The organism is Sphingomonas sp. SP6 (genome assembly GCF_058313435.1).
In genome coordinates this window covers 430,163-450,613 of sequence record NZ_JBZFLG010000002.1, presented here as the reverse complement: position 1 = coordinate 450,613, position 20,451 = coordinate 430,163, and the positions used below count along the sequence as shown (strand labels likewise).

Below are 20,451 nucleotides of genomic sequence, written 5' to 3'. Positions count from 1 at the left end.
TGAGGCGCTGGCGTGGCGGGGCTCCCGCCACGCCGGCCCTCCCTCAGGCCGCCATCGCCGCCATGGCGGCGTCGGCGTCGCCCGACGCGAGCGCCTCCTTAGCGAGCCGGCGCAGCTTCGCGTCGGCGCGCGCGTAGCCCCGGGCGAGCGGTCCGGCGGGCTTGCCCGGTGTTGAATCCATGCCGTCCGGATCGAAGCTCATCGTCGCGTGCTTCTTTCCCTGTGTCGCGATCAGGTAGGGCGCTCCGCGCGGGTCGAGCCAGAAGCGGCACTCGCGCCTGATGAAGACGATGTTCGCTTCGCGGGAAAGCGAGACCATGACGTTGACCGGGCCGTCCGCCTCTGCACCGGGCGCGAATTCCAGGTGGATGAGGTCGGCATCGAACTCGGAAGCCTTTTCGCCGCCACGGACGAGCTGGATCATGTCGAGCGGCTTTCCGCCGGTGAATATGTATGGCGTGGTCGCCGTTAAGACGCAGCGGTGGGGATCGACGAGGCGCCGGGCCGCCGTGAGAAAAGCCATAACCTGGCGCTTACCTTCATTCTGCATGATGTCTTCACTCCAAGCTCCGTATCCTCGCGGAGCGCTTTTCCCCTCCCACTGAGAGGAACACAGGAGAAAGCCATGCATGGCTGATGTCTTGTAGCGCGCCGTTGCGCGCTTGCCCGGGTGCGCGCAGCCTAGCCGCGCGCGCCTGTCGCAGTGGCCGGACGCGGTTGGCCGCATCAGGCCCGGACGCGCAGCTCCCGCAGGACGTCGAGTACGCGGCCGACGGCCAGGTTGTCGTCCTCGTTGTATTCGAGAATCCTTACCCTAATCGCCTCGTCGCCGGTGCGCTGCCAGTCACGATACCAGCGAATGCTGGCGGCCCCGCTGGGCTTGCTGTCGCGCCACGCGAATCCGCAGTGGACCGCCAGCGTCTTCACGCTGAAGTCGGCGCAAGGCCAATCGGTGTTGGGCGCGACGACGTCGTAGAGGAGGTCGACGCACCGCGCCGACGAGAACAACGCCTCCACCCGGTCGACGGTGTCCGTCTCGGGATACTTCAGGGCCAAGGCCCGGTAGATCGTGCGCTCGTACTTGCTCCAGTAGATCACCGCGGCGGCTGGATCGGCCTCCAGGAACTCGAGCGCCTCGCAGAAGGCGCGGGCTTCGTCCTCAGGTCCGCTGGAGATGAACGCATGGTATCTGGCGGGACGGTCGCTGCCGTCAGTCCAGCGTTCGACGACCCCGTGCAGGTAGCAGTGATCCGACATGGGGTCGGTCTCGATGTCGAACAGAAGCTCGCGCCCGGATGGCGGCAGGACGAGCGGGATGCGCGCATAGGCCGTCGCGCCGGGCGTGGAGAGGAGGCGGGCGCGATCGTGGAAGCGGCGCAGGCGATCCGGCCCGAGGCCGGGAAAGTCCGTGCGCCGGCCTTCGATGTGCTGGTCGATGTTAGCCGCGGCGAGCGAGGCCACCGTCGGGAAGGTCCGCTTCAGCGTATCGCGCAGCGTGCGGCCGAGCTGCGGGATCCGCGTGAGGTCGTCCCGCGCGTCCACGTCGGCCTTGCAGACGGAATACCAGCGGCACAGCTTGCATTCGGCCGCCCTGACCGAGAGCGTCTCGACCGTATCGTCCACGATGTCGCGGGCATGTTCCAGGGCCTGGTCGTAGCTGTCGACGAGAGACCCCTTCGCTCCGCCGAGGTCGACGTCGAGGGCGAACTCTAGGGTTTCCCCGTTACCGTCGATGATGAAGCCGTAGGGACGAGACAGCCGATCCACGCGCTCCAGGATGTCGGCGTAGAGGCACACCTGCAGCGCGTAGCGGAGCCGCGGCACGCCGGCCCTGCCGTCCTCGCCGGCCCCGAGCTTGATGTCGCCCGCGATGTATCCGTCCCCGTCGCGGCGCAGGAGGTCCGGCCGGCCGAGCAGGTCGGCCTCCGCGATCTCGGCTCCAACGATGAGGGGTGCCTGCGCGTCCATGGCGATCTGCGTCAGCGCCTGTCTGCTCTCGGGCTTCGCATAGCGCAGGTCGACCGCGCCGGGCGAGGCCGCGAGCAGATCCGCGAGGATCGCCGTCTCATGCTCGACACCCCCTTCCCACAGGAGCTCGACGAACTCGTTGACCTCGTCGCGGGCTTCGGGATCGCCGTGAAGGTCGAGCGCGACCCGGTGGTCGCAGCGGATGAGGTCGTGCAGCATCGACCCGGTGATGAGGCGTCTGTTCATGCCGCCCATATGCCACGCTATAAACAAACAGTCAATATACCGGGGAATTATATACCGTGGACGTGGGAGGTGACCCGTGTGCATCTGTCCCGATGGCTTCGAGTGTCCAGATCAAGTTCGGGGAACGCGTCCGCGCGCTGCGGATCGCCGCGGAGTTCTCGCAGGAGGATTTCGCGGCCGCGGCCAACATCGACAGGGCGACGTATGGCAAGTTGGAGCGGGGTCTGATCAATCCCTCGCTTCTCACCCTCGCCCGCGTCGCCGTGGCGCTGGAGATGTCGCTCGCCGAGCTGATGGAGGGCGTGCCGCTCGACCCAGCCGAGATAAGGGAGCTGCCGCGATCGGCCCGGGGACCGGCGCCCATGGGCTCGCGGGCAAGCTAGCAGACCCGATCGGTCACTGATCGAAGGGCGGTTTCCTCGACGACGCCGCCGTCCCGTCTAATCGGCGACGAGCCGGCGCCTTGAGACAAGGCAGGGCCTACTGCTTCCAAGCGATCCGGACGCTTGGTCGGCTCACGCCGAGATCTGTAGCCTCGCCATGTCGGCGATCGAGTGCAGGACGGCCGGTGCCAACGGCCCCACGAGACTGAACCCGAGACCATCGCGCGACCAGCTGATGCTGGAGATCGGACCGCTCGTCCTCCGCGTCATCGACGTGTTCTGGTCGATCGCCATGTTCCGGCTGAGCAGCACCAGGCGCACGCCCCGACCGTTGTCGAACATGTACAGCGCGGCAGGCCCGTGCGGGGTCGGGATCACCCGTCCGCCGATGAACTGGAAGCCGGACGGCGACAGGTCGGGAACCGAGACCTGTCGTTCCAGGCGACGCGACGCCCAGGTGACGAGTTGCGAGCGGTCCGAGGCCTGGATCTCCACGGGGCGGCCGAGATCGGGCGCGTAGACCGCGTAGCTGTCGGCGGCCTCGAGCGCGAGCGATGCGATGCCCGCCTTCGGCAACTGCTCCGGACGATGCAGCGACCATCCGCCCGCGCCCCCGATGAGGAGCAGGAGCGCGGCGGCTCCGGCCTGCCAGCCGGCTCGGAAGCGCGATCCCCTGGAGCCGGCTCGGTCCGCCACCAGGCGCGCGATGTTCAGCTCCGGCGGCACGGGTTCTTCGGCGACCGGCTGCAGGGCTTGGCGCAGCGCCGCGCGCTGGTCTCGATAGGCGTTGATGCGATCGGCGACGTCCGGATGTTCGGCCAGATAGGAGACGATCTCGTCGCTGCGCTGGCCGTCCAGCGCGCCATCGACATACGCCTGGAGCTCGTCTTCCGTGATGGGCCGCGCGGTCATACTACGCTCCGTAGGTGCGGGACGGCGTTGGCGCGCCGTTCCCCGTTCAAGTCGACACGCAGTCTCTCCCGCGCACGCGACAGGCGCGACATAACGGTTCCGATCGGTATATCGAGCGTCCGCGCGGCCTCGGCGTATGACAGGTCCTCGACCGAGACCAGCAGGATGACGGACCGCTGATCGACGGGCAGCCTGTCCACGGCCGCCAGGATGTCATGACTGTGGAGGTTGCTCTCCTGTCCGGCCGGGCTGCTCATCGCGGACTCGTCCGCGTCCTCCATCGGCACGTGCCCTCCGCGGCGGTTGGCCTGCTTGAGCCGGTTGACGGCGAGGTTGTGGAGGATCGTGAACATCCAGGTTCGGACGTTCCCGTCGACCCGCCGTTGCTGCCAGCCGCCGATCGCCCGCTCGAGGCAATCCTGCACGAGGTCGTCAGCGGATGCCGGGTCTCGCAGGAGGGCGCGCGCGTACCGGCGCAAGCCCGGTATCAGCGGCTCGACCAGAAGCATCATGTCGCGCATCGCGGCACCTCATTTCCGCTGTATCTGGACTGGCGCCGCGGGAGCCACGGAGTCGCCCGCGGGCACGATTACCAGGAAACGCTGTTCGGCCGTCCCGCCGTCGTTTGCGACCAGCTGGCGAATGGGCCCGACGGCGTTGACGATGGCCGACCCGGCGGGATTGGTCATGAAGCGGGCCAGCGGCTCGAGCGCTCCCGATCCATCGGGCCTTTTCGAGAGCGCGAGCATGTAGGGCTGCTTCGGGGAGAGCCCGCTGACCGCAGCCTGCAGCACCTGCGTCAGTCCCTGGTCGAACAAGGTGACGTTCGTCGGTCCGGCGCCGCTCGTCGCTCCGGGCGCACCGAGGGTCAGGTGCGTTGAATTGCCGGCTAAGCCCAGAGGTTGGAGACCTCCGGCGCCGTCACCGCGGACCACTGCGTTCGTGACGTAGCCGATGGCCTGCGGAGCCTGGCCGACCGGGACGTTCGCGACGACGCGGTTCGACTTGGTGTCGATCGCCGCCAGGGCGTCGCCGTTCTCCAGGCCGACGTAGATCCGGGTGCCGTCACCCGATGGCCAGATGCCGTGCGGCAGCTTCCCGACGGGGATGGTGGCGATCTCGGAATAGTCGTCCGTCCTGAAGACCTTAATGGCGTTGAGAGCGCCGACCGTGACATACGCGAACTGTCCGTTGGCAGTGCGCGCGAAGTTAACGTGGTTCGTGATCGGGCCAGTGTCGATAACCTTGAGGATCTGGAACGGTGGCTTCGCGGAGAAGGCGACCGTCTTGCCGATGTCCTTCAGCGTGAACCAGACCTGCTTGCCGTCCGGTGACGCGGCGATGTTCGGGCAGAAGGCGCTGGGTTGGACGACGCGGCCGACGATCTCGTGACGTGCGACATCGAAGATCACCAGCTCCGGATTGAACGACGAGCAGACGTAGCCGTATTTCCCGTCCGGCGAGAACGTCGTCATGCCCGGCCCGCCAGGCGTCTTCAGTCTGGTCTTCTCGGCGAAGGTGACCGGGTCGATGACGGAGATGTAGTCCTCGCCGCGGACCGTGACCCACAGTTCCCTGCCGTCGGGGGTGTAGAACGCCTCGTGGGGGGAGCGGCCGATGTAGGTGGTGTGCTTCACCGCGTTCGTCGCCGTATCGATGAACGTGACCGAGTTGGAGCCGATGGACACCACCGCCAGCGTCTTGCCGTCCGGCGAGAAACCGAGGCCGTGGACGAGTACCTGACCCTTGTAGAGCGGGCTGAGGTTCGCGGGCTGCGGCTCCCCGAGGCGGATGACGCCGATCAGCTTGTTGTCCACGGGATCGGTGACGGACACCGTGTTGGAGAACTGCTCGGCCGCGTAGATGCGGTCGCGGTGACTGATCTTCACGTCGTCAGCGCCCCACGGCGCCTGCTGCGCGAAGGCCGGAACCGGGGAGACTGTCAGCAGGAGGGAGGCGAGCGCGGCGGATCGGTTCATTTGGCAACTTTCGGTTCGGCGCCGGCATGGCGATGGGTTTCCATGCCCGCGCCCCTTGGGGGGTGGGGGCGCGTGGGCGCGGACATGGAAGGGGGAAGCGGCAGGCCGGCCGCGAGGCGCATGGCCGCGATCTCCTGCTGCTGTTCGATGATGATGCCTTGAGCGATCCGCTTGAGGCGCTCGTCGGTGCCGTGGCGCAGGAATGCCACGGCCATATCGATCGCGCCCTGATGGTGGGGGATCATCATCGCCGCAAAGTCGCGGTCGATGTTTCCGGTAGGCTTGACGTGCATGTCCGCCATCATCTTGGCCATGGCGGCGTCGTTCTCACGGTTAAACTCGTCACCCGCGACGGCGTCCTGCTGTTCGGCAACACTCTGGGATAGAGATGGACTGGGGACCGAGGCCATGATCGTAAGCAGTGACAGCATGAGGATCCGACTGCTGCGGTTAGTCCTCGAGCAGCGCGGGAATGGATGCTTTCTTTCGGTCATGTCGCTGTAGACAACCCTCCGCCGCCGTTATTCCCCAAGCATCCGCACCGGCTGAAAATTTCCCCGTCGGGACCGGAAGCTGGGCCGGCCAACGCCTGCCTCGCTGATCCGTGTCGCGGCAGCGAGCGCGGACGGACATGGCGTTGAGGGCTGAAGCTGCACCCAGACTGGCCAGCCAGCTTCGGAGCGGGCCGGCTGGACGGTCAGCCGTCGGTCGTCATCTCGGCCATCATGCGGTTGGCCTCGTCCAGCGGCATGCTCCGCACGACGTGGTAAAGTCTGAGGCGCCCCTGCAGCGCACGTGCTTGTCGAACTACGATGCCCGCGTTCCTGAACGCGGGATGGTCGACGAACGCGGTCATCGGGCGTCGCTTGGCGCTCAGCGCCAGCGTCTTGGGATACTCGCCCTCGAGCGTTAGCTGCCCCGACGCATAGTCTCCGCCCTTGAACTCGATGGTCGCGTCCAGAACGCCCTCGACCAGCGTGAGCGTCTCACGGGTGGTGGCGGTGCGGTGGAGGAGGCCATTGTGATCTCCGGCCAACCGGCAGACCCGTAGGTAGTTGAGCACCTGGCCGGGTTCCATGCACCGCGCCTTCATGAGTCCGAGCGCCACTTCAGTGATGAGCCCGGGACTCCCCGTCGCGTCGAGCCTCGCGCGGGTCGCGGCGCGGCGACGCTGCGTTTCTGCGTGGAACCCGAGGTAGCGCTCGATGTCTGCTTCCGAGCTCGTCAGCCTTTGACCAAGGATGGGACGGAGATCCTGATCGAGCATCACGGCGATCATCTCGTAGGTCTGTCCGAACGGCGCGACGTGGCGCGGGTTGAAGTTCCAGGGCATCACTCGGAACCACAGCGGCGTCACGTTCGCCAGTTGCGCCCGGTCCTGGAAGGCGTTGCGGAGTTGAAGTTCGCGCGCGACGTGCCCACTCCGGTCGGCATGCGCTCTCGTTATCGCGTCCATCATCCCCGTCGCCACGTCGAGCGAAGTGAGTTTGGGGTAGCTCGACAGGAGGTCGGCGTTCAATCCGAGGGGAAGGATGAACTCGCCGAAGTCGATGTCGATCAAGAGTGTCGAGCATCTGTATGGATCGTACCCGTCCCGACGAACGCTCTTGTGGTCCGGCAACTTCGCGACCGGTATGCCGCGAGCCGAGATGCCCGCACGCAGGACATCGACGATGTGGCGGGCCGCCTCCGCCGATACCACCTCGTAGCGAGGCTCGTCGTCAGAAAGTCCGGGATAGCAATCGGACCGTGCCAGCCGGATGTCTGAACGGCCGCTCCACTCGTGACCGATCCAGCGAACTCCGCCATTCTCCGCGGTGGCGCGCCACCCATGGCTCCTCGCCACGCGGCGGGCTGCGGTAGCGCCGAGCCGCCACCACGAGGGGTGGAGTGGCTTCGCGGCGTCGGGCGACTGGTTGGTGGTGATCTTGGCCATGTCCATTCTACGGTCCGCTTGAGTGCGCTCGGACGCGGTCTGCCGTTGTGGACGGAGGCCGCAGCCATGGTCTTTGCGGGGATGACCGCCTAGATGCCCGTCTTCCCGACCAGCTTCGCGACATGCTGCTCGCCACGTTGGATGAGTTCGACTGCCGCCTCCCTGTCGAGGGAGGAGATGTTGAGCGTCCCGACGTTGCCGATCGTGGTGGAGTTCAGTCCGAGCGATACGCCCCATGCAGCGAGCATGTGGACGAGCCTGGGCCGCCCGGGTTCGGTCCCGATGAATCTCTTCCAGCTGTCGATGGGTGCAGGCGCCTCAAGATAGTCGAGCATGGCCTGTAGGCGGGCAGCACGCCGGTGATGCAGCGTGGGGCCGGGCTCGACCGCAAGAAGTGCGCGGGCGCGGTCGAAATACGGTCCGGTGCCGAAGAAGTCGCTTTCCTTGCGTCTCGGCAGCCTCTCCGGATCTCCCTCCCTGAGTGCTTCCCACCCGAACGTGCTTTCGAGCTCGGCGAACGCCGGCGCGAGTTCGGCGCCCTGACCCGAGGTGTCGGCGGCGGCGACGAGTGCGTCGACGATCGGCCCGCAATCGAGCATGATATGGGGAGCACCTGGCTTCCCCTCGGAAGCGACCGACGCCCAGGATCCCCCCACAGGAGTTTCCCCGATGGCATCGACATAAATGCGCACTGTGGGCGAGCGCTCGCGACTGCCATCCACGGCGGCGTGCGAACGGTCATCCCATTCCGTGATGCATGCCCTTGCGATCTCCGGCCAGTTTGCCACCACGATGTCGACGGCGTGGCCTTGAGGTAGCGAAAGGGAGTTCAGTTCGTATGTCGCGCAGATCGCGAGGACCCGGGTCAGGTCGTAGCTGACGCGGTTCCCGGTGTCCGTCAGCAAGCCGTCGTTCGCGAACTTCGGGCGCAGCTTGCGGAAGCGACTCACGATGGTGTTCGTGCTGGCGCCGGTCAGTTCGACGAGGAGGGTTTCGAGCGCGCCATACCGCAACGCGAACGGCTTGTGGTGGTCGTCGCGCGCCTTCGTCATTCGTGGTCCTCGCCAGATTCGTCAGTATTCGCAGGTTGAGAGGTAGCGACGCCCACGCCTCCACACCTCCAGGTCGGATTCGAGGTAGTAGATACCCTTCCGCTTCCATCGCCGATTGAACGGCGGGCCGTCGCTTCCGCGAAGTTTGATGAGGTAGCCCTCGCTGCAGCCGAGGAACTCCGCCGCCTCTCGCGTCGTGTACTCGCGATCAGCGGAGGCGCTCGTCGCACGTTCCAGGCAACCATTCGTCTCCATCCGCGCATCTAATACCCTGTAGGATACAAAGTCAAGGTTGTATCCTACAGGGTATTAGCTAGCCCTCGTGGTCGCGCCGTGGCCGCCGCCGGCGACGCGTCCGCGTCCGCCGGGCGGGGTCGAGCGCCCGGACGCCTTCGATGTCCCCTGCGCGGAAGCAGGCGACTGCCTTCTCGATGAGCTCGCCCCAACGCGCCAGCGCCTCGGCCTTCTCGTTATAGTATTCGTGGACGTGGTAGACGGGGGCGACGCCGGAGAGCGTCTTGCCGAACGCGTGGTTCAGGATCGCCTCGGAGTGAGCGAGGTCGATGCCGAGCCCTTGGCAACCGGTCGCCAGCGATCGCCTCAGGTCGTGGATCACCCAGCCCGGTATTCCGTCGGGGGTCAATTCACGCGCGACCGGATTCGCGAGCAGAAGCCGCTCGATCTCCTCGCCGATCTCGACCTTGAGCTTGCTGAAGCCGCTGATGCCGACCTTGCCGTTGGTCGTGAACACCGGTCCCTTGCGTTTGGCGGGATCGGGCTGGATGTCCTCGAGGATCTCAATGGCCTGCTCCGACATCGGCACGAGGTGGTCGCGATCGGCCTTCGTGCGGTCCTTCGGCAGGAACCAGTCGCCGGCTTCGAAGTCGAACTCGTGCCATGGTGCGTTCGCGCCTTCGCGCAGCCGCTGTCCGATGAGGATGAGGAACCGGTAGAAGGAGCGGAACGGTTCGGACAACCCGTCGAGCGCCACCCACAGCACGACGAGCTCGGGGAGCGAGAGCACGCGGGTCCGGCTTGGCTCGGGAAAGGGACGCTTCACACCGTCCATCGGCGTGCGGTCGAGCTCGCCCCGCTCGTCCTTGAGCCAGTTGAAGATCTGTCTGGCCCACTTGTGGGCCTTGTTCGCCGCCGACCCGCTGCGGTCGCCGATCGCATCCAGCGCGTCGGTGACGTCCCTCTTGGTGATCTCGTCGATCGTCTTGTCCGCGAAGGCCGGCTTGAGATCCCGGTCGAGTACGCCGCGGATGTCCTTCTGACTCCGCAGGCCATCCCGTTCAACGTGCTTGCGGAACCAATCCTCCGCCATCACCCCGAACATGCGTTTCTCGCGCTCGCCGGCATCGGCCTGGCTCTGCCGTCTCTCTGCCTCCCGTTCGGCGACGGGGTCGTGCCCCGAACGGACCTGCATCAGGAGTTCCACCGCGCGACGGCGCGCTTGGTCTGGGGTCCAGGGTGAGCCGTGCTGTCCGATCGTGACCTCTCGGATCGGCGTGTCGCGTCCGCCCATCCGATACCTGAGTAGGTAGGTGCGCGTGCCGCTGGCCGTGATGCGTATGCCGAAGCCCTTGACCTCGCTGTCCCACAGCATCGTCCTCTGGCCTTTCGGCGGCAGCGGCTCATCATCCACGATTGACTTCTTAAGACGTGTGGTGGACCGGTTCCTCCGGTCCGCGCTGCTCTTCTCGGCCACGAGTTTTCCTTGCTGAAGGCGTGGCGGGATGGCCATCACCGAGCCATCACGGGAAGGTAAGGTGCAACCTCCTCTGATTAGCTACGATGGGGAATAACCCAGTCTGAGCAGCAGGTTACATCCCCGCTGAACCGCTGTGATGAGCTATGATGAGCTACGAATATGAGTGATTATAAACATAGCGATTCTTGGTAAGGCTGAGGTCGTGAGTTCAATCCTCACCGGCAGCACCATTCTTCTCTCGATCTCCTGATACCGAAGCCGCTGACGCGAGCGCGGGAGAGGGGGCACTCGTCCACGACCTGTCCGGAGGAGCGCGCCGAGACCCGGCCCGACCTCGTCGACCTGCCCGTCACGCCGGCTCGGATACGATCGAGGTAGCGACGCACGTCCCTGTTCGCTGACGCCGGGTCGATCCGACGTGGAGAGGATCATTCTGGGGACCGCATGTCGAGCTAGCACAGATGGACTAGCCGACTCGCGCGACTGGTGCGGTCGCTCGATCCTGTCACCTTCTCACCGACGGAGTCGCGAAGGCGATCCGGCGAATTCGAGGAGACGGCTGATGCTCGACAGGACTACCAGCTACGGCGACATGGAGGACGAGGATTTCGACCTCGGCGAGTCGCCCATCGGCTTCATGAACGCGGAGGGCGAGGATTACTCGTCCGGCGAGTTCGAGTTCGAGGACGAGGTATCGTCGCCGCTTGGCTATGACGGCTACGACAATGAATTCGAATTCGAGTTCGAAGGCGGGGGCTCCTACGGCGAGTTCGAGTTCGAGTCCGAGTTCGAAGGCGACGAGTTTTTCGGCTCGCTGTGGAAGGCGGCGAAGAAGGCCGCCTCCGTCGTCGCCCCGCTCGCCAAGAAGTTCGCACCCCAGATCGGTGGGCTGATCGGCGGCGCGCTCGGTGGACCGGCTGGTGCCGCGATCGGCGGCAAGCTCGGCGGCTTCGTCCAGAAGATGGAGTCGGAGGACGAGGGCGAGACCGAGGACGAGATGAACGCCGGCATGGTGGTGCCCGAGACCGAGGACCAGCTGTCCGAGGCGGTCGCGCACGCGGCGTCGCGGGGCGGCCCATCGGACGCGCAATCGCTCGGTTCCCAGGTGACGATCTTCGTCGGCGGCCGCGCGCCGCTCCCGGTCAAGACGGTGTTGCCGGTCCTCAGCCAGGCGAGCGGCAACGTCGCGCGCGCACTGGTCCAAAATCGCGACCCGCGCGCGCGCGCGCTGATCCGGACGTTGCCCGCGATCCAGCGCCGTACGGTCGCGACGCTGATCCAGAAGGCGCGGAGCGGCAAGCCGGTCACGCCGAAGGTTGCGGTCAGGGTCATGGCCAAACACGCCACGCGCACGCTCTCCAGCCCGAGCGCGATCACCAAGGCGCTCGCCACCAACGCGGCCAAGAGGCGCTCGCTCGACCGCCGCGCGATCGGCCGCTCCGAGCGGTTCTACTGAGCCGGAAAGCGATGGGAGGAGGCGCCGATCATGACTGACATTTATCGCGGCAACGCACCGCCTCCTCCTCCCCCGCCGGTTAACGCCGCTACGGTCGCGGCCAACATCACGGAGGTTCTCGCGCGCGCGAACGGCCGGATGCCCGAGCGGCCGCTCAGCAGCTACGGGCAAGAGGCGGCCAAGCAACTGGCCGTCGAACTGGCCCTGGTCAGTCTTTTCGGAAAGGACGACCTGCCCGCGATCACCACGCAGGCCCGTGAGATCGTGCGGCAGCACGGGGCTCGGCTGGCTTGGCGTACACCGGGCCGTCTCCCGGCGCGCAAGCCGCGTCCCGCGCGCAAATCCAAGCCGAACCGAGAGGACGAACAACCGGAAGCGATCGGCGAACTTGACCAGATGGCGAGCGATCCGCGGCGTGGTGGTCGACCCTCGAGGACGCAGGTCCGGACCGGAGTGCGCGACGCGCACCAAGTGAAGACCCGGGCGGACCAGAGCCGCGCCAAGCACGACGCGCGGCAGGCACGCCGTCAGCGCGCGCTGGTCGCGATCCAGGGTCAGATCCGGCCGTTCATCGTCATTCCGCCGCAGTTCGACTTGCCGGCGGAGATCAACAACAAGATTCTCCAATACGCCACCTCGGCGATCGGCCAGGTGATCATCGGCGCTTTCGAGAAGGGCTCCGATCCGCGCAAGGCGATGAATGCCACGGTGATCGAGGGCGCGTTGCGCGCGCTGAACGATCAGCTGGGCGGGCGCATCCCTGCCGCTGCGATCAAGGTGATCGCCCAGGGATCGGCGGCATTAATCGCGCAGAACGACGTGATAAGCACCGTCATTGCGCTCAAGGCAGTGGTCGACATGGTCCGGTCGGTCGAAGGCAAAGGCAAGAGCGATCGCTTCGACGATGAGTCGGAGAGCGGCTGGGCCGTCGCCGCCCGCCGGTTGCAGGGAGCGGCGCCGCCGCTGCGATCGGCGCCGTCCGCGTCCTCGAGCCGGACGGCCCCTCCCGTCGGCCGTCCCGCCATCCCCCGGGTCGAGATGCGGCGGCAACTCGCGCGCGTGGCGGCTCCGGCCTTCGCCGCGGCGATCGACAAGGCGGTCAGCCCGGAAATGGTGATGCGCTTCGCCCAAGCGCACCCGGCCGGGTTCGACGTGGCCAAGCTCCGCCACGCCTATGTCGTCACCGCCGCCCGGCATTTCGCGGCCGAGTTCGTGCGGACCATCGGGTCCGCGCCCGCGGGCACGTCGGCCAATCTCGCGCTCGGCGCGATCATCGCCACCGCCCTGGCCGAGGCCGGCAAGCAGTTCGCGCTGATCCCGACCGCGGCGACGCCGGCCATGTCGGTGCTGATCCACAAAGTGCTGCAGCCGCGCCTGCCGGTTCTTGCAAGGATCGCCGAGATGATCGCCCCTCCGGCAAAGCCTCACGCGCCGGCCGCAAGCCCCTTCCAGACCGGAAAGCTGGCGCGGTGAGCGCGCTGACGCTGCTCGATCGGCTCGCGGACGCCCCCGCCTCGGCGCCGGCCGCGGCGCAGCCGGCGCAGACCGGGCCGTCGTCGCTCCCCTATTTCGCCTATCGCACCGCCGTGAACGCCGCCCGCTACCTTTCGGGGCTGCGCCCGTTCGAGGTGGGCGAGTTCGGGAATGGTGCCAACGCCCCGAGCCGGGCGCACCTCGACGCGGTCAACGCGCTGATCCGCGACAGCCGCCGGCGCCAGCTCGGCAACGAGCGTCGCCTCGCCGCTGCCGCGCGCGACGTCGGCTCAGCCTCCGATCGAGGCCGTGCGCTTCTTCTCCACCTCAAGGAGGTTGGTGAGGGCGAGGCGCGCGCGACCGAGCAGATCTGGGAGTTCTACCTCAACCTGTTCGGTCAGCGGCAGGGCCCGTTCGGCGCCTGGCTCGGAGCGCTCGATCGTATCGCGCTCGATTGCTACCAGGCCGCGTATCTGGGGCTCGGCAAGGCACGCTCGATCCCGTCGCCCGCGCCGTTCAGCTACATGGAAGCCGGGTTCGGCCCCGCGACCTTCCGCCGCGGCGTGAAGCTCGGCAAGCTCGGACAGCGGCTGAACCCGTTTCCGCTCGTCAAGGTGCCGTATCACCGCCTGCTCAACCCCTGGTCGCTTGGCGCCGTCCCGCACGAGGTGGCGCACAACCTCCAGAACGATCTCGGGCTGTGGAACATCATTCCCCGCCGGATCGCCGCCGCCTTCGAGCGCGCGCGGCTACCCGATCAGAACGCCGCGGTGTGGCAGCGCTGGCACAAGGAGACCTATGCCGATCTCGCCGGATCGTTGCTGATCGGGCCGGCCTATGTCGGCTCACTAATGGACGTGGTCGGGCGGTCGCGAGAGGCGACGGCGGCGTGGAACGACGAAGCGGTCCATCCCACTCCCATCATCCGTGTGCCGCTGAACATCCGGCTGATCGAGCGGATCGGCTTCGGCGGCGACGCAGCCGCGTTCCGCCAGGCCTGGGATGCGCTGTATCCGGCGAGCGCCTGGGCGCGCGTGCCGAGCTGGATGAGAGCCAGACTATCCGAGCAGATCGACGCGGTGCTGGACGCAATCTGTTTCGAGCCGTGCGACGAATACGGCGGGCGCGCGCTCCATCAAGTGATGCGGTTCGAGCCCAAGCATGCGGCGCTGGTGCGCGAGGCCGCGGACCGGTTGCAGTCAGGCACCGACACCGGCGTGTTGCCGGAGCGCTTCCTCATCGCCGCCGCGCGTCAGGCGCTGGTGCAGGCCAAAACCGCACCCTCCGTCATTCACCGCAACTTCTACGATGCGCTGAGCCGCTGCTGAGGTCCGCCATGCCCGTTCAGGTCGAAAACCCTCCCGATCCATCCGCCAACGTGCTGCTGGCCGAGCAGGTCAACGCAGCGCACGACCATCTCGATTCGCTGACGAAGCTCCTTGGCAAGCTGCGCAAGCGCGACGCCGAGCTGGCCGAGCGGCAATGGGCATTGTCGCTGCGCGAGGGTGCCGAGCAGGCCCGGGCACGTGTCGTCGCGTTGCGCGAAGCGTTGCCGGTCGAGAGCCCCGGGGACGCGATCGGCGACCTGCTCGCGCTCGCCCAACATCTTCGCGAGCGGGTCTGGTCGGTGGCGACGTGCGAGGACATCGGGGCCGAGCGCGGCGAGGCCGGTGAGCGGCCGGGCGCCGCCCTGATGACCGAGGTCGAGCAGCACGCCGACCACGGCCAGCAGCTCGTCGACCGCATCGGCCAGCTCGCGATCGACCTGACCCAAGCCTTTCCAGACAGGAGCACGCCCATGTCCAAGACCGCACCTGACCAGGCCAACGTCGGCGCGGGAACGGCCGCGGCGGTCGATCCGATCCAGCCCGAGTTCCTTTACGACATGCTGAGCACGCTCAGCGCGGGTCGTGCCGCGGCTCCCGCGTCAAGCCCCCGTGAGGCCGCCGTCGGCGCGCGCTTGCGCCAGACGCTCGATGCGCTCGGCCTTCCGCACGACGGCAGCGCCCTTGGTCATGCGGGCCGCGAACGGGAGGCGCGCGAGCTGCTCATCGACTCGCTTCGGCGCAATTTCGCCTCACGCGACCAAGAGGGCGTCCGCAGCTACTACCGGGTCGACCGGCTCGCCTCCGTGCCGACCCAGCACGACTCCGCGTCGACTCTGCCGGGCCTGCGCGGGCTCGGGCTCTGCCAGGCGGAGACGCTGCGCTTCCGCGCCGAACTCGTCCTGCGGCTCGTCGACGAACTGCCGCAGATGCTGCCCTATCAGCCGCGGCTCACGTCGTTCAACGCCGAGCAACTGCGCGATCGCATCAAGGCGTTGCTGGATGAGCTGGTGACGCTGATGGCGGCGCCGCTCGGCCCGACCGAGCAACAGGCGCAGGGCCGCTTCCGCCGCCTGCTGCTCACCGTCGCCGACTGGCTCGAGGGCGGGCAGGTGCTACGCGAGACCGGACTGCGCCACGCTGCCGCATCGCAAGATCCGCTGGTCGAGCTGCGCCGGATCCGCCCGCGCCTGCGCCGCGGCGAGGCGATGTCGCCCGTCGCCGGCCAGGAGATCGCAACCCGCGTCGAGGCGCTGTTCGAGGTGCTGGAGCAGATCGGTGCCGTCGTGTTCGACGTCGAAGCGCGCGATACCGGCCGCGAGGCCGCCCAGATCGAGCAGATGCTGACGCTTCTCGGCGCCAGCGCAAACGCGCTCCAGGCCGAGCTGGCGACCCTCGGCAGCAGCCCGGACGAGCAGGAAGTCGCCTATTTCGGCGGCACCGGGCACGAGGTCTCGGTCGGTCAGTTCGCGCGTTGGGCGTCGGACCTGTCCGCCTCCTTCGCGAGCGGCGACGACCTCGCCGCCACGCTGCGGCGAGACGAACTGCGCGTGCTCGGGTTCGAGCTCGACGGTCTCGCCGACATGGCGGCCAAGCTTGATCACGAGACGACCGGCCCCGCGCTTCTCCGCCTGGTCGGCGCGCGCCGGCAAGTGAAGGAACTCGCCACCCTGATCGCCGAAGCGCGCGAGCGGGTACGCCAATTGATCGACGCCCCGGACGACATCTCGAGCGCCGCCTGACCCTTTCTGACGAGGACCGATGACATGGCCGATCCCACCAGCACTCCCCCGAACGCCGGCGACGTCAACGACCTGATCGCGCGCCTTCAACAGGCGCGCGCGGTGATCATCGAGAACGCCCGCGACGATCTGCTCGCCCACCCGCAGCAGGCGGACATCATCAACCGCTACATCGACGAGGTCGAAAATCTGCTGATCGGGCCGGTCGCGCGCACTCCCGGCATGCCCGCCGACGACCGCGGCGTCGCCTCGTTGATCGGGCTTGGCGACCATGTCGCGACCGTCGTCGGCGAGGCGCCGCCGCAAGGGCTGGTGCCGACATACGACAACCAAATCAATCGAGAGCGGCTCGTCGCGGTCGGCGACCTCTACTACATTTACCAGCACGAGCGCGCCGGCGTGTTCCGCGCGATCTTGAAGCTCCAGCAGCTGTTTCAGTCCGGCGAGATCCGGCTCTCGGACGGGCCCGGCGCGATGGCGCTCTACCAGTTCGACCGCAAGCGGGTGCTCCGCTACACGCAGCGCGAGCGGCGATCGGTGTACCGCAAGGTGTTCGGCTATACCGACGAAGCGCCCCCGTCCGGCGCGGAGGCGAACACCGCCTTCCACACTCTGCTCAGCAACTTCTGTCAGCACGTCTCGCGCTTCTTCGAGGACAAGCGAGTGTCGGAAGTGCTGCGACCGGATGGCGGGCGCGAGACGTTCGGGTCGATGGCGGTGGTGCGCCGCTCCGGCCTGGATCTTCGTCACAACCTGAAGCAGGTTTCCTACGGCAACGTCGCGGTGCTCCGCGCCGAGGTGTCGGTGCTCCTCCAGGAGGCGTTCGACATCCTGGGCTCCTCTGACGTGATCAATCTGTTCGGCGCCGACAATGCCTGGGACGTCCTGGAGGAGGTCATCAAGCGCTACATGCACGAGATCCCGCTCAGCTCGCAGCGCAGCCGCATGGCCGGCGCCGGCCGTGCGATCCTGCGCTGGCTCGCCCAAGACTATCTGCTCACCCAGGTCCGAACCGATTTCGAGGCATTGCTTGAAGCCATCGTGGATGCGTGCGAGGATTGGTTGACCAGTGCCGAGTCGATCGGGCTGCGCAAGGTTCCCGGCAGACGGAACGACAATGTGGTCGCGTTCACGCCAGCAGCGCGAGCTGTTTGAGGCGAGTAATGCGGGGAGGGCCACCCATTTCGTCGATTGTTCCTCAGCGACGCTTCTGGTTGGGTGCGACAGCGCCACCTGAAATGCTGCCGGTCAACCCGGCCGACGACCTGCTCTCCGAGCGTGAGCATCAGGTGGCGGAACTGGTCTCGCGCGGCTTGTCGAACAAGGAGATCGCGCTGGAGCTGGAGATCAGCCCCTGGACCGTATCGGCGCATCTCCGCCGCGTCTTCACCAAGCTCGGCATCACCCGGCGCATGGAGCTTTGCCTGCTGCTGCGCGCCTCTGCCGGCGTCCCGCTCTGGACCCGTCCAGAGGATGGTGACGAACGGGCCTAGCCGCGCGGTCGTTCGCTGATTCGCTCGTGCCGGCCGGGCGGTCGATCACACCTTCCACTTTCGCGATCGAGGTCAGCAGGTTAACGGCGCTGCATGGACCAGACCGAGCAGACCGTCCGCGAGCGAGAGGGATCGGATCAGGCGCGCGCGGACGAGCAGCGCATCGCGACCGAGATCGTCGGCCTCGACCGCCACACCGATCCGTTCGTCGCGGCGGTGCACGCGACGCGCATGCCGATGATCATCACCAATCCGCGGTTGCCCGACAATCCGGTGGTGTTCGCCAACGATTCGTTCTGCCGGCTCACCGGCTACCGTCGCGACGAGATCGTGGGCCGCAACTGCCGCTTCCTCCAGGGCGCGCAAACCGATCCGGCCACCGTGCGCCGGATCCACGACGCGGTGGAACGGGTCGAACCCCTCGAGATCGACATCCGCAACCACCGCAAGAACGGCGAGCCGTTCTGGAACCGGCTGCTGATGGCGCCCGTCTATGATGCGGATGGGCAGCTCGCCTATTTCTTCGCGAGCCAGGTCGACGTCACGATCGAACGCGAGCGCATGGCCGGCCTCGAGAGCGACAATGCCGCGCTTCTCGCCGAACTCACGACACGCCTGCGCGTCCAGCAGGAGCGTGAGCGTGAGCTGGATTTCGCCCTCAAGGCCGGTCGGTTCGGGACCTGGAGCCTCGATCTTCAGACTCGGACGCTGACCTCGTCGGACCAGTGCAAGGCGCTGTTCGGCCGCCCTCCCGAGGCACCGTTCACCTTCGAGGATCGGCTAAACGCGATCGTCGAGGACGATCGCGAGCGTACCCGCGAGCTGCTCGAGCGGACGATCAGCGAAGGCGTCGACTACGAAGTCGAATACCGCATCCGAACGCCCGACGGGGCGGTGCGTTGGCTCGCGACGCGCGGACAATCCTTCTTCGACGCCGAGGGTCAGCCGCTGCGGCTTGCAGGCGTCTCGCTCGACATCACCGCGGTGAAACGTGCGGAACGACGCCGGCTCGCGCTCGCCGAGCTCGCCGACACGCTCCGCGACCTCGATGACACCGCCGACATCTCCTACGTCGCGGCCGAGGTGATCGGGCGGACGCTCGATGTCAGCCGCGCGGGTTACGGAATCGTTGATCGGCAGGCCGAAACGATCACGATCGAGCGTGACTGGAACGCCCCGGGCGTCAACACGATCGCCGGTACGCTGGCGTTTCGGGACTACGGCTCGTACATCGACGATATCAAGCGCGGCGAGGCGGCGGTCGTCGAGGATGCGCGAACGGACCCCCGCACGGCGGCGACCGCGGCGGCGCTGGAGGCGATCTCGGCGCGCTCGTTCATCAACATGCCGCTGGTCGAGCAGGGCGCGACCGTCGCGCTGCTCTTCGTCAACCACGACGCGCCGCGCACGTGGGCGCCGGAGGACATGGACTTCCTGCGCGAGGTCGCCGAGCGGACCCGCGCCGCGACCGAACGCCGCCGGGTCGAGCGCGAGCTGGCCGACCTCGCCGCCTCCCTCGAACAGCAGGTCGCCGATCGGACCGCGGAGCTGATGACCGCCGAGGAGTCGCTGCGCCAATCGCAGAAGATGGAGGCGGTGGGACAGCTCACCGGCGGTCTGGCGCACGACTTCAACAACCTGCTCACCGTGATCCGCGGCTCGGTGGATCTCCTGCGCCGCGGCGACGTGTCCGAGGAGCGACGCCGCCGATACATCGACGCGATCGCGGACACCGCCGACCGCGCCTCCCGTCTGACCAGCCAGCTTCTCGCGTTTGCCCGTCGCCAGGCTCTCAAGCCCGAGACGTTCGATGCGGCCGCAAGCGTGCAGGCGATCGAGCCCATGATCCGGACGCTGGTGGGATCACGGGTCGAGATCGTCGTCGACGTACCCGACCATCCGTGCGTCGTGAACGCCGATCGCAGCCAGTTCGATACCGCGCTCGTCAACATGGCGGTGAACGCCCGCGACGCCATGTCTGGCGAGGGCAAATTGACGATGACGGTCGCGGTCGCCGACGGCATGCCCGCCGTCCGATCGCATCCGCCGGTCAAGGGCAGCTTCGTGACGATCGCCGTGCGCGATACTGGCATCGGCATCGCGTCCGCTCAGATCGAGCAAATCTTCGAGCCGTTCTTCACGACGAAGGACGTCGGCCAGGGAACCGGCCTCGGGCTCAGTCAGGTGTTCGGCTTCACCAAGCAGTCGGGTGGTGAGATCGTGGTGGAGAGCGAGGAGGGTCGCGGCGCCACCTTCGTGATGTATCTGCCTGCAGCCGACGGCCAGGCAGACGCGGCGAGGGCACCGGATCTTCCCGCTCCGTCGCTGGCGAGGGGCGCATGCATCCTCGTCGTGGAGGACAATCCCGAGGTCGGCAGCTTCGCGACGGAAGCATTGACGGAGATGGGCTACGAGGCCGTTCTCGCAAGCGACGGGGCCACGGCGCTTCACAAGCTGGCTGCTCCGGACGCGCATTACGACGTGGTCTTCTCGGACGTGGTCATGCCGGGCATGGGCGGCGTGGAGCTTGGTCAGAACGTCAGGCGGCTCTACCCGGACCTGCCGGTCATTCTGACAAGCGGCTACAGCAGCGTCCTGGCGGAGGGCGGGACCCACGGATTCGAGTTGCTCCACAAGCCCTATTCGATCGATGAACTCGCCAGAGTGCTCCACAAAGTGACGGAGCGCCGCGGCTGACACTCCGCGAGGGGATGTCGCCCGCGCGCGCCGGCGCTGCGGCGATTGTCGCGGAAGGCTGCGGCGACTAGCACA

General features: G+C 67.2%; 18 protein-coding genes. 8 read left to right on the top strand and 10 right to left on the bottom strand.

The annotated features are described in order from the left end of the window. Window positions 1–43: 43 nt before the first annotated feature. Together AC4GYY_RS07865 and AC4GYY_RS07860 are read right to left on the bottom strand one after the other, a co-directional pair. Window positions 44–550, bottom strand: coding sequence for a hypothetical protein (locus tag AC4GYY_RS07865; protein WP_491119716.1), 507 nt, complete (start codon window positions 548–550; stop codon window positions 44–46). Window positions 551–726: 176 nt separating this feature from the next. Beyond that, entirely contained in the window at window positions 727–2,214 is a 1,488-nt protein-coding gene (locus tag AC4GYY_RS07860; RefSeq protein WP_491119715.1) for a TM0106 family RecB-like putative nuclease, read from the bottom strand. A gap of 92 nt (window positions 2,215–2,306) precedes the next feature. Between AC4GYY_RS07860 and AC4GYY_RS07855 the strand changes: the two genes are divergently transcribed. Then, window positions 2,307–2,597 (top strand): helix-turn-helix domain-containing protein, encoded by a 291-nt coding sequence (locus AC4GYY_RS07855; protein ID WP_491119714.1) that lies wholly within the window; start codon window positions 2,307–2,309, stop codon window positions 2,595–2,597. Window positions 2,598–2,729: 132 nt separating this feature from the next. Here the strand turns inward: AC4GYY_RS07855 and AC4GYY_RS07850 are convergent, their stop codons facing one another. From AC4GYY_RS07850 to AC4GYY_RS07815, 8 genes are all read right to left on the bottom strand, one after another. After that, window positions 2,730–3,509, bottom strand: coding sequence for an anti-sigma factor family protein (locus AC4GYY_RS07850; protein ID WP_491119713.1), 780 nt, complete (start codon window positions 3,507–3,509; stop codon window positions 2,730–2,732). Continuing rightward, a complete protein-coding gene (locus AC4GYY_RS07845; RefSeq protein ID WP_491119712.1) occupies window positions 3,506–4,030 on the bottom strand; it encodes a sigma-70 family RNA polymerase sigma factor in 525 nt (174 codons plus the stop codon). Before AC4GYY_RS07845 ends, AC4GYY_RS07850 begins: the two co-directional genes overlap by 4 nt. A gap of 9 nt (window positions 4,031–4,039) precedes the next feature. Further along, complete coding sequence (locus AC4GYY_RS07840; RefSeq protein WP_491119711.1) at window positions 4,040–5,488, bottom strand: YncE family protein; 1,449 nt, start codon at window positions 5,486–5,488, stop codon at window positions 4,040–4,042. Then, window positions 5,485–5,919, bottom strand: coding sequence for a DUF305 domain-containing protein (locus tag AC4GYY_RS07835; RefSeq protein ID WP_491119710.1), 435 nt, complete (start codon window positions 5,917–5,919; stop codon window positions 5,485–5,487). Before AC4GYY_RS07835 ends, AC4GYY_RS07840 begins: the two co-directional genes overlap by 4 nt. A gap of 266 nt (window positions 5,920–6,185) precedes the next feature. Continuing rightward, window positions 6,186–7,424 (bottom strand): hypothetical protein, encoded by a 1,239-nt coding sequence (locus tag AC4GYY_RS07830; RefSeq protein ID WP_491119709.1) that lies wholly within the window; start codon window positions 7,422–7,424, stop codon window positions 6,186–6,188. A gap of 89 nt (window positions 7,425–7,513) precedes the next feature. Continuing rightward, window positions 7,514–8,476, bottom strand: a complete 963-nt coding sequence (locus tag AC4GYY_RS07825) for a hypothetical protein (protein WP_491119708.1) — start codon at window positions 8,474–8,476, stop codon at window positions 7,514–7,516. Between the two features lie 21 nt (window positions 8,477–8,497). Next, on the bottom strand, window positions 8,498–8,731 hold the full coding sequence (locus AC4GYY_RS07820) for a helix-turn-helix domain-containing protein (protein WP_491119707.1): 234 nt from the start codon (window positions 8,729–8,731) through the stop codon (window positions 8,498–8,500). Between the two features lie 58 nt (window positions 8,732–8,789). Continuing rightward, on the bottom strand, window positions 8,790–10,187 hold the full coding sequence (locus tag AC4GYY_RS07815; protein ID WP_491119706.1) for a tyrosine-type recombinase/integrase: 1,398 nt from the start codon (window positions 10,185–10,187) through the stop codon (window positions 8,790–8,792). 565 nt (window positions 10,188–10,752) lie between these two features. Here AC4GYY_RS07815 and AC4GYY_RS07810 point away from each other — a divergent pair. The 7 genes from AC4GYY_RS07810 (at window position 10,753) to AC4GYY_RS07780 (ending at window position 20,376) form a co-directional block, all read left to right on the top strand. Next, entirely contained in the window at window positions 10,753–11,646 is an 894-nt protein-coding gene (locus AC4GYY_RS07810; RefSeq protein WP_491119705.1) for a hypothetical protein, read from the top strand. A 30-nt stretch (window positions 11,647–11,676) separates the two neighbouring features. Then, window positions 11,677–13,119 (top strand): hypothetical protein, encoded by a 1,443-nt coding sequence (locus AC4GYY_RS07805; RefSeq protein WP_491119704.1) that lies wholly within the window; start codon window positions 11,677–11,679, stop codon window positions 13,117–13,119. Continuing rightward, window positions 13,116–14,447 carry a hypothetical protein gene (locus AC4GYY_RS07800; protein WP_491119703.1) on the top strand — a complete coding sequence of 444 codons (1,332 nt, stop codon included), beginning with the start codon at window positions 13,116–13,118 and terminating at the stop codon, window positions 14,445–14,447. The genes AC4GYY_RS07805 and AC4GYY_RS07800 overlap by 4 nt, the downstream gene beginning before the upstream one ends. A gap of 8 nt (window positions 14,448–14,455) precedes the next feature. Beyond that, window positions 14,456–16,186: a hypothetical protein gene (locus AC4GYY_RS07795; protein ID WP_491119702.1), complete on the top strand. Its 1,731-nt coding sequence runs from the start codon at window positions 14,456–14,458 to the stop codon at window positions 16,184–16,186. A 24-nt stretch (window positions 16,187–16,210) separates the two neighbouring features. Continuing rightward, complete coding sequence (locus tag AC4GYY_RS07790; RefSeq protein ID WP_491119701.1) at window positions 16,211–17,341, top strand: hypothetical protein; 1,131 nt, start codon at window positions 16,211–16,213, stop codon at window positions 17,339–17,341. An 83-nt stretch (window positions 17,342–17,424) separates the two neighbouring features. Next, window positions 17,425–17,679: a helix-turn-helix domain-containing protein gene (locus tag AC4GYY_RS07785; protein ID WP_491119700.1), complete on the top strand. Its 255-nt coding sequence runs from the start codon at window positions 17,425–17,427 to the stop codon at window positions 17,677–17,679. Window positions 17,680–17,772: 93 nt separating this feature from the next. Next, window positions 17,773–20,376 (top strand): PAS domain-containing protein, encoded by a 2,604-nt coding sequence (locus tag AC4GYY_RS07780; RefSeq protein ID WP_491119699.1) that lies wholly within the window; start codon window positions 17,773–17,775, stop codon window positions 20,374–20,376. Window positions 20,377–20,451: the final 75 nt, after the last annotated feature.

Coding starts and splice junctions, on each gene's coding strand:
- AC4GYY_RS07865 (WP_491119716.1), bottom strand. CDS start 550: ATGCAGAATGAAGGTAAGCGCCAGGTTATGGCTTTTCTCACGGCGGCC.
- AC4GYY_RS07860 (WP_491119715.1), bottom strand. CDS start 2,214: ATGAACAGACGCCTCATCACCGGGTCGATGCTGCACGACCTCATCCGC.
- AC4GYY_RS07855 (WP_491119714.1), top strand. CDS start 2,307: ATGGCTTCGAGTGTCCAGATCAAGTTCGGGGAACGCGTCCGCGCGCTG.
- AC4GYY_RS07850 (WP_491119713.1), bottom strand. CDS start 3,509: ATGACCGCGCGGCCCATCACGGAAGACGAGCTCCAGGCGTATGTCGAT.
- AC4GYY_RS07845 (WP_491119712.1), bottom strand. CDS start 4,030: ATGCGCGACATGATGCTTCTGGTCGAGCCGCTGATACCGGGCTTGCGC.
- AC4GYY_RS07840 (WP_491119711.1), bottom strand. CDS start 5,488: ATGAACCGATCCGCCGCGCTCGCCTCCCTCCTGCTGACAGTCTCCCCG.
- AC4GYY_RS07835 (WP_491119710.1), bottom strand. CDS start 5,919: ATGCTGTCACTGCTTACGATCATGGCCTCGGTCCCCAGTCCATCTCTA.
- AC4GYY_RS07830 (WP_491119709.1), bottom strand. CDS start 7,424: ATGGCCAAGATCACCACCAACCAGTCGCCCGACGCCGCGAAGCCACTC.
- AC4GYY_RS07825 (WP_491119708.1), bottom strand. CDS start 8,476: ATGACGAAGGCGCGCGACGACCACCACAAGCCGTTCGCGTTGCGGTAT.
- AC4GYY_RS07820 (WP_491119707.1), bottom strand. CDS start 8,731: ATGGAGACGAATGGTTGCCTGGAACGTGCGACGAGCGCCTCCGCTGAT.
- AC4GYY_RS07810 (WP_491119705.1), top strand. CDS start 10,753: ATGCTCGACAGGACTACCAGCTACGGCGACATGGAGGACGAGGATTTC.
- AC4GYY_RS07805 (WP_491119704.1), top strand. CDS start 11,677: ATGACTGACATTTATCGCGGCAACGCACCGCCTCCTCCTCCCCCGCCG.
- AC4GYY_RS07795 (WP_491119702.1), top strand. CDS start 14,456: ATGCCCGTTCAGGTCGAAAACCCTCCCGATCCATCCGCCAACGTGCTG.
- AC4GYY_RS07790 (WP_491119701.1), top strand. CDS start 16,211: ATGGCCGATCCCACCAGCACTCCCCCGAACGCCGGCGACGTCAACGAC.
- AC4GYY_RS07785 (WP_491119700.1), top strand. CDS start 17,425: ATGCTGCCGGTCAACCCGGCCGACGACCTGCTCTCCGAGCGTGAGCAT.
- AC4GYY_RS07780 (WP_491119699.1), top strand. CDS start 17,773: ATGGACCAGACCGAGCAGACCGTCCGCGAGCGAGAGGGATCGGATCAG.